The 12,422-nt window shown below is 67.2% G+C and carries 9 protein-coding genes; 5 read left to right on the top strand and 4 right to left on the bottom strand.

All coding sequences use genetic code 11. The annotated features are described in order from the left end of the window. Nucleotides 1-19 precede the first annotated feature (19 nt). Complete coding sequence (locus tag ACF8LI_RS26980) at nucleotides 20-589, top strand: bacterioferritin (RefSeq protein WP_016449875.1); 570 nt, start codon at nucleotides 20-22, stop codon at nucleotides 587-589. Nucleotides 590-752: 163 nt separating this feature from the next. Then, a complete protein-coding gene (locus ACF8LI_RS26975; RefSeq protein ID WP_212645195.1) occupies nucleotides 753-3,278 on the top strand; it encodes a penicillin-binding protein 1A in 2,526 nt (841 codons plus the stop codon). 620 nt (nucleotides 3,279-3,898) lie between these two features. Here the strand turns inward: ACF8LI_RS26975 and ACF8LI_RS26970 are convergent. Together ACF8LI_RS26970 and ACF8LI_RS26965 are read right to left on the bottom strand one after the other, a co-directional pair. Further along, nucleotides 3,899-4,678 carry a tyrosine-protein phosphatase gene (locus ACF8LI_RS26970; RefSeq protein ID WP_016449410.1) on the bottom strand — a complete coding sequence of 260 codons (780 nt, stop codon included), beginning with the start codon at nucleotides 4,676-4,678 and terminating at the stop codon, nucleotides 3,899-3,901. 218 nt (nucleotides 4,679-4,896) lie between these two features. Next, nucleotides 4,897-7,812, bottom strand: coding sequence for a DNA topoisomerase III (locus tag ACF8LI_RS26965; protein ID WP_034368856.1), 2,916 nt, complete (start codon nucleotides 7,810-7,812; stop codon nucleotides 4,897-4,899). Between the two features lie 128 nt (nucleotides 7,813-7,940). Between ACF8LI_RS26965 and ACF8LI_RS26960 the strand changes: the two genes are divergently transcribed. Genes ACF8LI_RS26960 through ACF8LI_RS26950 form a run of 3 tightly spaced genes read left to right on the top strand, consistent with a single transcriptional unit; the run spans nucleotide 7,941 to nucleotide 10,184 of the window. Beyond that, nucleotides 7,941-8,591: an SET domain-containing protein gene (locus ACF8LI_RS26960; RefSeq protein ID WP_026062805.1), complete on the top strand. Its 651-nt coding sequence runs from the start codon at nucleotides 7,941-7,943 to the stop codon at nucleotides 8,589-8,591. Then, nucleotides 8,588-9,418 carry a biotin--[acetyl-CoA-carboxylase] ligase gene (locus ACF8LI_RS26955; RefSeq protein WP_016449407.1) on the top strand — a complete coding sequence of 277 codons (831 nt, stop codon included), beginning with the start codon at nucleotides 8,588-8,590 and terminating at the stop codon, nucleotides 9,416-9,418. Before ACF8LI_RS26960 ends, ACF8LI_RS26955 begins: the two co-directional genes overlap by 4 nt. A gap of 34 nt (nucleotides 9,419-9,452) precedes the next feature. Continuing rightward, complete coding sequence (locus ACF8LI_RS26950; RefSeq protein WP_047218929.1) at nucleotides 9,453-10,184, top strand: hypothetical protein; 732 nt, start codon at nucleotides 9,453-9,455, stop codon at nucleotides 10,182-10,184. Between the two features lie 74 nt (nucleotides 10,185-10,258). On the opposite strand, the gene ACF8LI_RS26945 is transcribed toward ACF8LI_RS26950, so the two are convergent. After that, complete coding sequence (locus tag ACF8LI_RS26945; RefSeq protein WP_047218928.1) at nucleotides 10,259-11,191, bottom strand: N-formylglutamate amidohydrolase; 933 nt, start codon at nucleotides 11,189-11,191, stop codon at nucleotides 10,259-10,261. A gap of 175 nt (nucleotides 11,192-11,366) precedes the next feature. After that, nucleotides 11,367-12,335, bottom strand: a complete 969-nt coding sequence (locus ACF8LI_RS26940; protein WP_026062916.1) for a tripartite tricarboxylate transporter substrate binding protein — start codon at nucleotides 12,333-12,335, stop codon at nucleotides 11,367-11,369. Nucleotides 12,336-12,422: the final 87 nt, after the last annotated feature.

Below are 12,422 nucleotides of genomic sequence, written 5' to 3'. Positions count from 1 at the left end.
CGATGAAGAGACCACCTGTATGAACACCAACAGCACCCCCACGAAGCAAGCCAAATCCAACCCCGGCAACGGCCACCTGGCGCTGGACCCCAAGGCCCTGGAGGCTGCCAAGCGCAGCCTGGACGATGGCGCCGTGACCCCGCATTTCGGGCCCTGGCGCGAGGACATCATCAAGCTGCTCAATGACTCGCTGGCCACCGAGCTGGTGTGCGTGATGCGCTACAAGCGCCATCACTTCACCGCCGTGGGCCTGGCCTCGCCGGCCATCGCCGACGAGTTCCTGGTCCATGCCAACGAGGAAATGGCCCACGCCGACAAGCTGGCCCAGCGCATCGTGCAGCTGGGCGGCGAGCCCGACTTCAACCCCCAGACGCTGACCCAGCGCAGCCATGCCGACTACAACGGCGAGACGGACCTGAAGGCCATGATCCGCACCAACCTGATCGCCGAGCGCGTGGCCATCGAGGCCTACAGCCAGATGATCGACCTGATCGGCGACAAGGACCCGACCACGCGCCGGCTGATCGAATCCATCCTGGAGCAGGAGCAGGAGCATGCGGACGAGCTGTCCGACTGGCTGGAGAAATAAGCACTTCCCGCCAGTACACGCCAGCCCGACAATACCGGGGCTTGGCCCATAGGCAAGGCACCCCGCGCGAGCGGGGTGCCGTTTTTTTGGGCATTCTCTAGCCTTCGCGGAATGGTCCCGCCCTATCGGCCCTGATGTCCTGTCATCAGGGCCGTCTTGCAATATGCGCTTTTCTTTCAATGACTTGAAGCTGCCCGACGCTGTGCTCGCAGCCTGGCAAAGGCTGCTGGCCAGCCGCATCGGCCAGCGCGTGGCGGCCCTGCCCTGGTGGCACCGCTGGCCCACCCGGCGCGAATGGCTGCTGTTCGCCGCTGCGCTGCCGCTGCTGTTCGCGCTGTATGTGCTGGCCCTGATCCCGTTCACGCCCGGCATCCGCGACATACGCAAGGCCAAGCTGGAGCAGCCAGCCCAGATCATGAGCGCGGATGGCAAGCAGCTCGCGCAGTTCAAGCGCAGCAACCGGCAGTGGGTGAAGCTCGACGAGATGTCGCCCTCGGTGATCAAGGCGCTGATCGCCACCGAGGACCACCGCTTCTACGAGCACCACGGCATGGACTGGCGCCGCACGCTGGGCTCGGTGGTGCACACGCTGCGCGGCGATCCGCAGGGCGGCTCCACCCTCACCCAGCAGCTCGCACGCAACCTGTACCCGACCGAAATCGGCCGCGCGCCCACGCTCAACCGCAAGCTCAAGGAGGCGATCACGGCCTTCAAGATCGAGGCGCTCTACACCAAGGACGAGATCCTCGAGACCTATCTGAACACCGTGCCCTTCCTCTACAACGCCTTCGGCATAGAGATGGCGGCGCGCACCTATTTCGACAAGCCGGCCGCGCGGCTGACGGTGCTGGAAAGCGCCACGCTGGTGGGCATGCTCAAGGGCACGAGCTACTACAACCCCGTGCTCAACCCCGACCGCGCGCTGTACCGCCGCAACACGGTGCTGTCGCAAATGGTCAAGCGCGGCGTGCTGCAGGAGGCCGAGTTCGCCCAGCTCAAGAAGCGCCCCATGCGCATCAACTTCGAGCGCCAGGAAGAGCCCCTGGGCATGGCGCCGCACTTCGCGCAGCATCTGCGCAAGTGGCTGATCGACTGGGCCGACCGCAACGACTACAACATCTACACCGATGGCCTGGTGGTGCACACCACCATCGACTCGCGCCTGCAGAACTGGGCCAACCAGGCCGTGGCGCGCCAGACGCGCACGCTGCAGGGCGTGGCCAATGGCGCCTGGAGCCAGCGCGACGGCTGGAACGCCTCCAACCCGCTGGTGCAGCAACTCGTGCGAGAGACCCCCGCCTGGCGTGCCGCGCGCAAACGCGCGGACAGCCAAGGCAAGGACAAGGCAACGGACAAGGACAGCGAGGAAGATACCCTCAAGGCCCTGCTGGCCGACAAGGCCTTCATGAAGCAGCTGCGCGAGGACAAGACCCGCGTGCAGGCAGGCTTCGTGGCGCTGAACCCGGCCACCTCCGAAGTGCTGGCATGGGTAGGCAGCCGCGACTTCACGCAGGACGCCTACGACCACGTGCAGCAGGCACGGCGCCAGCCCGGCTCCACCTTCAAGCCCTTTGTCTATGGCGCCGCGCTGCAGCAGGGCGCCACCCCCGACGACAAGCGCGTGGACAGCCCCGTGGAAATCCAGCTGGCCGGCGGCGAAGTCTGGCGCCCCACCGACGCCACGCCCCCCACGGGCCGCGAGATGACGCTGCGCGACGCCCTGGCCTACTCCAAGAACACCATCACCGCCGAAGTCATGCAGTCCGTGGGTCCCGCCCGCGTGGCACGCCTGGCCCGCGCCCTGGGCGTGCGCCAGAGCCCGCTGGACGAGGTTCCCGCCCTGGCCCTGGGCAGCAGCCCGGTGTCACTGCTGGAGATGGTCAACGCCTATGCCAGCCTGGCCCACGGTGGCCGCTGGCTGCCACCCATGATGGTCACGCGCATCGAGGACGCCGACGGCAAGGTCATCGCCGAGTTCAGCCCGCCCAAGCCCGAGCGCGCGCTGGACGAAGGCCACGCCTACGCCCTGGTGGACATGCTGCGCGCCGTGGTGGACAAAGGCACGGCCGTGGCCGTGCGCCAGCGCTACGGCATCCACGCCGACGTGGCCGGCAAGACCGGCACCACCCAGGGCAATGCCGATGGCTGGTTCATCCTCATGCACCCGGAAATCGTCACCGGCGCCTGGGCCGGCTTCAACGACGCGCGCATCACCCTGCGCAGCGACCGCTGGGGCCAGGGCTCGCGCAGCGCCCTGCCCATGGTGGGAGACTTCATGTCCCGCGCCCTGCGCAGCCCCGTCATCGACGCCAAGGCCCGCTTCGAGCCACCCGAACAAAGCCACTGGTGGTCCGACATGGTCGGCCGCCTGCGCGAACGCATGCAGGGCTGGTGGGCCGACCAGCAGCCGCCCGCACAGCCCGGCCAACCCGCCACCCCGGAGCCGGCTCCGACCCCTGAACCCGCACCCGAGCCCACGGAGCCACCCGGCCCGGGCCTGTCGCCCGGCGAGGAAATCATAGAAAGCACCCCCGCCCTGCCCGCCCCCAACATCCCCCTCACCCAGGGCACGCTGGGCCCCACGGACCAGCGCGCAGTGCAGGAAGCCACCCCCGCCACGCCCGCCCTGCCCGGCGGCGAAGACGCCCCCGCAGGCACCGGCGTGGTGATCACGCCGATCCAGCCCTGACCCGGCTGGCTGTTGGCTGTTGGCTGTTCCCCAGCCTCCCCCCCTTCTGCCCACGCCTGCGTTGGGCGGGATGCGGGGTGGCAAGCCTGCCGAAGGACAGGCTTGCTTCGTTGTCTAGCTCGCCGTGAGTTTTGAGTGAAGCGCGCAGCGCGCAACGAGTTTCACGGCGCACCCCGCATCCCGCACAACGCAGGTCGCCCGCAGCGAAGCGAAGGGTCGTGGGCAGTGGGGCGCGCTTCTTTGCCTACTTTCTTATCGCGCGATAAGAAAGTAGGTCGGCCGCCGGGCCGAAACCCGGCCTCGAAAAACAACCACCCGGCAGGGACAAATCCAGCGAAAGAACCAAAGCACAAAGAGTCACCGCGAAGTCCGCGTATGACTCACATTGGCATCCACAGTCCCAAACACCGTCACCCCACTGCCACTGGACGCCTGGCTCCCCGCAACATCCCCAGGCACCCCGCCCGCACAGCCAGCCAGCCCCACACTCAGGGCCACCAGCACCATCGCGGCCAGCTCACGCATGCCGTATTTCATCGCAATCTCCTTGAACTCCGGCGCAACCGACCGGCACAGCCCATGTTAGCCGCGCCACCCTGCCGCCCCGTGAGCGAAGGTAATCACCCTTCGAGGTAAAGCGCGGCCAGCCGCTCGCGTGCCGCACTGTCGATGCCCAGCGCATCCCGCAGATACCCTTCCATCCCCCCGAAGTCGGCCCGCACCATGTCGGTGGCGGCCGCAAGGTAGGAGGCCTGCACGCGCCACAGCACATCCATCACTTCGGCTGGCATGGGGGCGAAGGTGGTAGCGGGCCGCTGGTAGAGCTGGTTGGTCAGCAGGTAGTCCTGCATCACGGTGTCCTCGTCCACGCCCAGCGCGGTGAGCAGCAAGGCGGCAGCCCAGCCCGTGCGGTCCTTGCCGGCCGTGCAGTGGAAGACCAGCGGATCCTGGCTGTCCAGCAGCAGCTGGAACAACTGTGCAAAGCGCGGTGCGTAGGCGTGCACGAAGCTGCGGTAGGTGTCCTGCATCAGCTCCTCGGCATGGGCGGCCGTGAGGTCGTTGCCTGCGGCGATCAGGGCACTGGCGCGCTGCACCACGGTGGGCTCGACGATGAGCGCATGGCGGGCAATGCCCGGCCATTCGTAGGCCAGGTGGGCGCTTTCCATCTTGCCCCGGAAGTCCGCGCTGCGCGCGAGCTTCAGGCCCTGCAGCACGTCCAGGTCCGCTGCGCTGAGGCCAGCCAGGTGGTCTGCACGGAACAGCGTGCGCCAGCGCACGCGCCGGCCATCCAGGCCCGCGTAGCCACCGAGGTCTCGGAAGTTGGAGGCGCCGTCCAGGCGGATGGAGCGCGAGGGCGCCGGGGAGGAAGCAGCGGCGGCAGCTGCTGCCGGGGTGAGCATTTCGGTATCCATGCCCGCTAGATTAGCCCAAGCATGTGTTGCCCCCATGTCAGGCCGGCGACCCGCTGGCGTAGAGCTCAAACACTGCCCTCAAAACTGGCGCGCCCCAAAGCCAGGGACACCGAGGAAGGGCCTAAGCCGGCCGCGCCGCCCCGCACCGAGGGTGTCGTCCCCCTCCCTCGCGGAGCGAGTAAAGAGGGGGAAGGCGCGTAAGCGCCTCAGGGGGTGAGATGTTTCCCCACGATGCCGGCCAGCTCGAACATGTTCACGCTGTCCTTGCCGAAGACGGGCCGCAGCTTGTCGTCGGCGCGGATGACACGCTTGTCCTTGGGGTCCTGCAGGTTCTGGGCCTTGACGTATTCCCACAGCTTCTTGACCACCTCGGTTCGCGCCACCGTGCCTTCGCCGATGACGGCGGCCAGGGCCGCGCTGGGCTGCAACGTGCCGGCGGCCGGCTTGCGCGCAGTCTTGGTGGCGGTCTTTGCCGTGGTCTTGGCCGCGGCCTTCTTGGCAGGTGCCTTCTTGGCCGGCGCGCTCTTGGCGGCCGCTGTCTTGCGCGGCGGGTATTTGCTGTCGCGCTGCTCGAACTCGAAGTTCACCTTGCCGGCCGCGCCGTCCCACACCAGGAAGGCCTTGAAGCTGCGCCGCGTGCGGTTGGAGACGAACTTGTCCAGCAGGTCGGTCTTGCCGGTCTGCAGCAGCTTTTGCATCTGCTCGCGCTCTATGGGCTGCTGCAGGATGATCTGCCCGCTCTTGAAGTCGCAGCTGGGCGTGGCCTGGGCCAGCGTGGGCACGGCCTTGGCGCAGACGTAGTTGCTGCCGTGCTCGAAGACGGGCGCGCCGCACTTGGGGCAGGGGCCCAGCGATTGCTGGCTGGCGAAGTCCACCAGCTCGCCCGTGTCTTCGGAAGCGGCGTCGTCGCCGAAGTCGAACTCGAGCTTGTAGTTGCCGCCTTCCTCATCGTGCACGATGGTGACCTCGGCCACGAAGGGCCAGCCTGCCTTGGAGCGAAAGCCGTCCAGAGGGCCCAGGCGGCGGTCGCGCAGCAGTTGCTCGGCCTCGGCCGTCTCGAAGGTGCGGCCTGCAGGCGACTTGGTGAACGAGAAGCCGCAGCCCGCGCCCTGGCCGTCGCTGCCCGTGCAGCCGTAGCGGCGGTAGTTCTCCTTGACCACGCCGCCGCAGTTGGGGCAAGGCGTGGACAGGGTGGCGTAGTCGCCGGGCACGGTGTCTCGGTCGTATTCCTTGGCCTTCTTGACCAGCTTTTCCGTCATGGACTGGATCTGCTGCATGAAGGCATCGCGCGAGAGCTGGCCCTTTTCCATCTGGGCCAGCTTGTATTCCCATTCACCGGTGAGGTCGGCGCGCGAGAGCTCTTCCACGCCCAGGCCGCGCAGCAGCGTCATGAGCTGGAAGGCCTTGGCCGTGGGAATCAGCTCGCGGCCTTCGCGCAGCATGTACTTTTCGGTCAGCAGGCCTTCGATGATGGCCGCGCGCGTGGCAGGCGTGCCCAGGCCCTTTTCCTGCATGGCCTCGCGCAGCTCGTCGTCCTCGACCTGCTTGCCGGCGCTTTCCATGGCGCCCAGCAGCGTGGCTTCGGAGTAGCGCGCGGGCGGCTTGGTCTTGAGGCCCTTGGGATCGACCTGGCCGGCGCGCGGCTGCTCGCCGGGCTGCACCGCGACCAGGGGCTGGCCCTTGTCGCCGTCCTTGCCGCCTTCGACCTCGTTGGCGGCCTCCTTGCCGTAGATGGCCAGCCAACCGGGCTTGACCAGGATCTTGCCTTCGGTCTTGAAGCTGTGCTGCTCGACCTTGCTGATGCGCGTGGTCACCTGGTGCTCGGCACTCGGGAAGAACACGGCCATGAAGCGGCGCACGACGAGGTCATAGAGCTTTTGCTCGGCCTCGGACAGGCCGCTGGGCGCCTGCGTGGTCGGGATGATGGCAAAGTGATCCGACACCTTGCTGTTGTCGAAGATGCGCTTGGTCGGGCGCACATAGTTCTCGTCCAGCGCCTGCTGGGCAAAGGGCGCCAGGTGGCGCATGCCGCTGCCGGCCAGCATGGCGAAGGTCTGGTGCGCCACGGGCACGTAGTCCTCGGGCAGGGCGCGCGAGTCGGTACGCGGGTAGGTCAGGGCCTTGTGGCGCTCGTACAGGCTTTGCGCCAGCGCCAGCGTGGTCTTGGCCGAGAAGCCGAACTTGCCGTTGGCCTCGCGCTGCAGGCTGGTCAGGTCGAACAGCAGCGGGCTGGCCTGGGACGTGGGCTTGGACTCCTCGGTGACCTGGGCTGGCTTGCCGCGCACGGCGTCGGCGATGGCCTGGGCGTCGCGCTGGTTCCAGATGCGGTCGGCGCGGGCTTCCGCATCCTCGCTCTTCTTCCATTGGGGATCGAACCACTTGCCCAGGTACTGGCCGGCCTGAGCGTCGAAGGCGGCATGCACTTCCCAGTAGTCGCGGCTGACGAACTTGCGGATCTTTTCCTCGCGCTCCACCACCAGGGACAGCGTGGGCGTCTGCACGCGGCCCACGGTGGTCAGGAAGAAGCCGCCGTCGCGCGAATTGAAGGCCGTCATGGCGCGCGTGCCGTTGATGCCCACCAGCCAGTCGGCCTCGGAGCGGCTGCGCGCCGCGCTGGCAAGGCCCTGCATCTGGCTGTCGCTGCGCAGGTTCTGGAAGCCGTCGCGGATGGCCTGCGGCGTCATGGACTGCAGCCACAGGCGCTTGACCGGCTTGCCCAGGCCCTTGCCGTCCGGCTTGGCGCCTGCAGCGTACTGCTCGATCAGGCGGAAGATCAGCTCACCCTCGCGGCCCGCGTCGCAGGCGTTGATGAGTTCGGTGACGTCCTTGCGCTTGGCCAGCTTGACCACGGCATTGAGCCGGCTCTTGGTCTTGTCCACGGGCTTGAGGTCGAAATACGGCGGGATCACCGGCAGGTTGGCAAAACTCCATTTGCCGCGCTTGACGTCGAATTCCTCGGGCGCCTGGATTTCCACCAGGTGGCCCACGGCGCTGGTCACGACGTAGTGCTCGCTCTCGAAGTATTCATCGTGCTTGTCGAATTTGCCCGCCACCGGAGTCAACGCGCGGACGATGTCCTGCGCGACCGAAGGCTTCTCAGCAATCACCAGGGTCTTTGTCATTGTGTGTACTCGTCATTCCCCGCAGGAGCTGCATGTCGCATGCCTGCGCTTCTACAATCCATGGCTCACGCGTGTACGTACGTGTACGCGCACGCGCATGTGTGCCTATTCAAGTTATCAGAGAAAACATGCCCCGCACAGCTTTGGCCCCTTCCGGCGGCCGCCGTATCCAGACCCGCCGCTCGGGTGTCCATGGCAAGGGCGTCTTCGCCGTGCAGGATCTTGCCGAAGGCGAGGTCCTTGTCGAGTACGTAGGGGAAATCGTCAGCTGGCAGGAAGCCCAGGACAGGCACCCGCACGACCCCAGCCAGCCCAACCATACCTTCTACTTCCACATCGACGAAGACCGCGTGATCGATGCCAACTACGGCGGCAATTCCTCGCGCTGGATCAACCACAGCTGCGCGCCCAACTGCTACACCGACGAGCGCGATGGCCGCATCTTCATCGTCGCACTGCGCAACATCGCCGCCGGCGAGGAGCTGAGCTACGACTACGGCCTGATCATCGACGAACCCTACACCAGGAAGCTGAAGGCCGAGTATCCCTGCTGGTGCGGTGCGGCCACCTGCCGCGGCACGCTGCTGGCGCCCAAGCGCGGCTGGCGCCCGCCCATGCCCGGCGATGCGTTGCCGGCCGGCGCAAAGCCGAAATCGGAAAAGTCTGAAAAGGCAAAGCGGCCCCAAAAACAGCAGGCCCAAGCGCCAAAGCCTTTGGGCAAACCCACCCAAAAGCCGAAGAAGAAATCCGGCACATCCTCGACAAAGGCGGGCGCATGATGGCTTCGTCCCCCATCCACTGGCCTGCGGAGTCGCTGTGGCAGGCCATCGAGCCGCAACTGCCGGGCTTTTCCGTGGAGATCGTGCCCAGCATCGGCTCGACCAATACCGAGCTGATGGCACGCGCCCGCGATGGCCGCAACGAACCCGTGCTGCTGGTGACCGAAGTGCAGACCGCCGGCCGGGGCCGGCTGGGCCGCCAGTGGACCAGCGGCGTGGGCGATTCGCTGACCTTCTCGCTGGGCATGCCGCTGGCGCCTGCCGACTGGTCCGGCCTGTCGCTGGCCGTGGGCCTGAGCGTGGCGCAAAGCCTGCAGCCGCAATTGCCCGCCCCGGGCTCGCAGCGCCCGCGCATCGGCCTCAAATGGCCCAACGACCTGTGGATCGACGGCGACCGCAAGCTCGGCGGCATCCTGATCGAGACCGCCAGCTTTGTCGGCAGCGCCGCGCATGAGCCCGGCACGCCGCGCTACGTGGTCGTGGGCATCGGCCTGAATGTGCGCCCCCGCCCCGGCGACGGCATGCGCACGCCGCCGGCCAGCCTGCTGGAACTGGACGAGCGCCTGGACGCGCCCACCGCCCTGGCCTGCGTGCTGCCGGGACTGGTGTCCGACATCCAGGCCTTTGCCGCCCAGGGCTTTGCGCCGCTGGTGGACCGCTTTGCACAGCGCGACCTGCTGCGCGGGCGCGCCGTCAATCTCAGCGACGGCGAAAGCGGCATGGCCGAAGGCGTGGGCCGCGATGGCGCGCTGCTGGTGCGCACGGCGCGCGGCCTGCAGGCCATCACCAGCTCGGAAATCAGCGTGCGGCCGGCTGCTGTAGGCTAGAGCGATTGATGCACTAGGCCCGCCGAGAAACGACATGCTGCGAATTGCCTTTCTGCTGCTGGTGCTGGCCAATGCCGGCTACTACCTCTGGAGCCACGGCCAGCTCCAGGCCCTGGGCCTGGCCCCCCCGTCCACGACCGAGCCCGAGCGCCTGGCCCAGCAGGTGCGCCCCGAGGCGCTGAGCCTGCTGAGCGTGGACAACGCATCCACCACGCCCTCGCCGGCCGCCGCCCCGTCCACGCCAGCGCCGGCCCCCACCCCGGCAGGCGGCGAGGAGCCCGCCCCTGCACCCAGGCCCGCCCAGGCTGCAGGCCAGCCCACCAGCTGCCTGGTGGCCACGGGCATCGAAGACCGCCATGCCGAGGCGCTGCGCCGCGGCCTCATCGCCCAGGTCGCCAGCGACCAATGGGACCTGAGCAGCACGCACCAGCCGGGCCGCTGGATGGTTTACATGGGCAAGTTCCCCGACGCCGAATTCCTGGAACGCAAGCGCGCCGAACTGCGCGCCCGCAAGATCGATTTCGACCGTGCGGGCGGCGCGCTGGAGCCGGGCCTGTCGCTGGGCCGCTTTTCCACCGAGGAAGCGGCCACGCGCGAGCTGACCAACTTCGCGCGCCAGGGCGTGCGCACGGCCCGCGTGGTGCAGGAGCGTCCCGACATCACGCTCTACACCCTGCGCCTGCCCCAGGCCACGGCCGCACTGCGCAGCCAGGTCGAGGCCATGGGCGGCAAGGCCTTCGAGGGCAAGCCGTTCAAACCCTGCTGAACCCGTTGGGCATGCCATGCGAAAAGGCCCGCGATCACAGGATCGCGGGCCTTTTTCATTTCAGCCGCCGCGGGTCAGAGCGCGCGCGGGTCGGTGGCCATGAGCTGCTCGACCAAGACCTTCAGATCGGTGGTCAGGCGCAGGTAGCCGGCCTGGTCCAGTTCCAGGGTCTGCTCGTTCATGTAGAGCTTGCGGTTGATCTCGATCTGGATGCTGTGGCGGTGCTCGGCAGGCTTGCCGTAGCGGCGCACCAGCTCCACGCCCTTGTAGGGATGGTTGTAGTCCACGCTGTAGCCGCGCTCGCGCAGGAAGGCGCAGATGCGCTCGGACAGCGCGGGGCTGGCCGTGCTGCCGTCGCGGTCGCCGATGACGAAGTCGGCATGCACCAGGCCCGGGTGCAGCGTGGCATGGCTGGCGGCGACGGAAGGCATGGAATGGCAGTTGATGTGGATGCTGTAGCCATGGCGTGCATGGGCCGCGTCAATGGCGCGCTCCACGGCGGCGTGGTAGGGCTTCCAGCAGCGCTCGATGCGCTGCAGCAGCTCGGAGGCCGGCAACTGGCGGTCGTAGATGGGCACGCCCTCGTCGGTGAACTTCCAGATCAGGCCCTTGCCCAGGCGCACCTTCTGCAGCACGACCTGGTCGGTGGTGACGGGCAGCGGCCAGTCGCCTTCGATCATGGTGGTGTCGATCTCGGTGGTGTCGCGGTTGGCATCCAGGTAGATGCGCGGGAAATGCGCCTCCACCCAGCCCACGCCCATGCCTGGCGCAAAGGCATAGATCTTCTCCACATGCGTGTCCTCGGCCTGGCGCAGCGTGGCCAGCGGCAGGCAGGAGCCGAAGTCCTGCGGGTAGACCGTGCCGCTGTGCGGCGAGTCCAGCACCACGGCGCTGGTGCCGGCCACGCTGGTCACCATGGGCTGCGCGGCATCGGCCGCGCCGGAGCCTGCCGCACCGGGCAGGGATTGCAGGAAGTTCTGACTGATCAGTCGCAGGACGGGATGCATGAGGAAGTGGTCTATCTCGGTTACGCATTGCACCGCTGCGCTGCGGCCAGCCCGCCATGAAACTGGCGCGTCCCAGGCCAGGGACGCCGAGCAAGGGCCGCCCCGCAGCGAGGGCGTCGTCCCCCTCCCGCGAAGCGAGAGAGGGGGAAGGCGCGAAGCGCCTCAGGGGGAGCCTTTAATCCAGCTGGATCTGGGCCGTGGCGGCAATCTTCTTCATCTTGGCCACTTCGCTGGCGATCTGCTTGGTGAAAGCATCGCTGCTGGTGCCGGAGATGTACAGGCCCTGGGCAGCCATGCGCTTTTGCACGGCCGGGTCCTTGAGCGCGGCCGCGATGGCCTTTTGCACGCGGGCGATCTGCTCGGGCGGCGTGCTCTTGGGGGCCACGAGGCCGAACCAGGAAGGATCGTTCAGGTCGGCGTGGCCGGCTTCGGCATAGGTCTGCACATCGGGCAGCACGTCCAGGCGCTCATGCCAGGACACGGCCAGGGCCTTGACCTTGCCGCCCTTGATGTGGGGCAGCGAGGACGCGACCTGGTCGAAATACACGGGCACCTGGCCGCCGAGCACGTCGTTGATGGCCGGGCCTGCACCACGGTAGGGAATGTGCTGCATCTCGGTGCCCGTGCTCTTCATGAACTGGGCGCCCCACATGTGGCCGATGGTGCCGTTGCCGGGCGTGGCGAAGCTGACCTTGCCGGGGTTGGCCTTCAGGTACTTCACGAACTCGGCAAAGTTGTTGGCAGGCACCAGCTTGGGGTTGATCACGATCACGCCGGGCGCCTTGACGATCTCGGTCACGCCGACAAAGTCGTTGATGGCGTCATAGGGCAGCTTCTTGAACACGGCGGGGTTCACGCCATGGGTGGACAGCGTGGCAATGCCGAAGGTCACGCCGTCGGTGGCACGTGCCACTTCGGCCATGCCGATGGAGCCGCCGGCGCCGGCCTTGTTCTCGATCACCACCGCCTGGCCGCCCAGCAACTTGGGCAGCACGTCCTGCATGTTGCGCGGGACCATGTCGGTGGAGCCACCAGCAGGGAACGGAACGACGATGCGCAGGGGACGGGTGGTTTCCTGGGCGAAGGACATTCCAGGAACGACAGAAGAAGCGGCGATGGAAGCAAGGAAATGGCGTCGTTGCATAGGATCTTTCTTACAAACAAGGTCAGATTAAAAGAAATCTGCTCACAAAAAAAGCAAATACTGTGCCTGTTAATATTCCGAACAGGA

The sequence above is a fragment of the Delftia sp. WSY_12 genome (assembly GCF_043104645.1).
GTDB classification, from domain to species: Bacteria; Pseudomonadota; Gammaproteobacteria; order Burkholderiales; family Burkholderiaceae_C; genus Comamonas; species Comamonas tsuruhatensis.
This window is presented reverse-complemented; position numbering and strand designations above follow the sequence as displayed.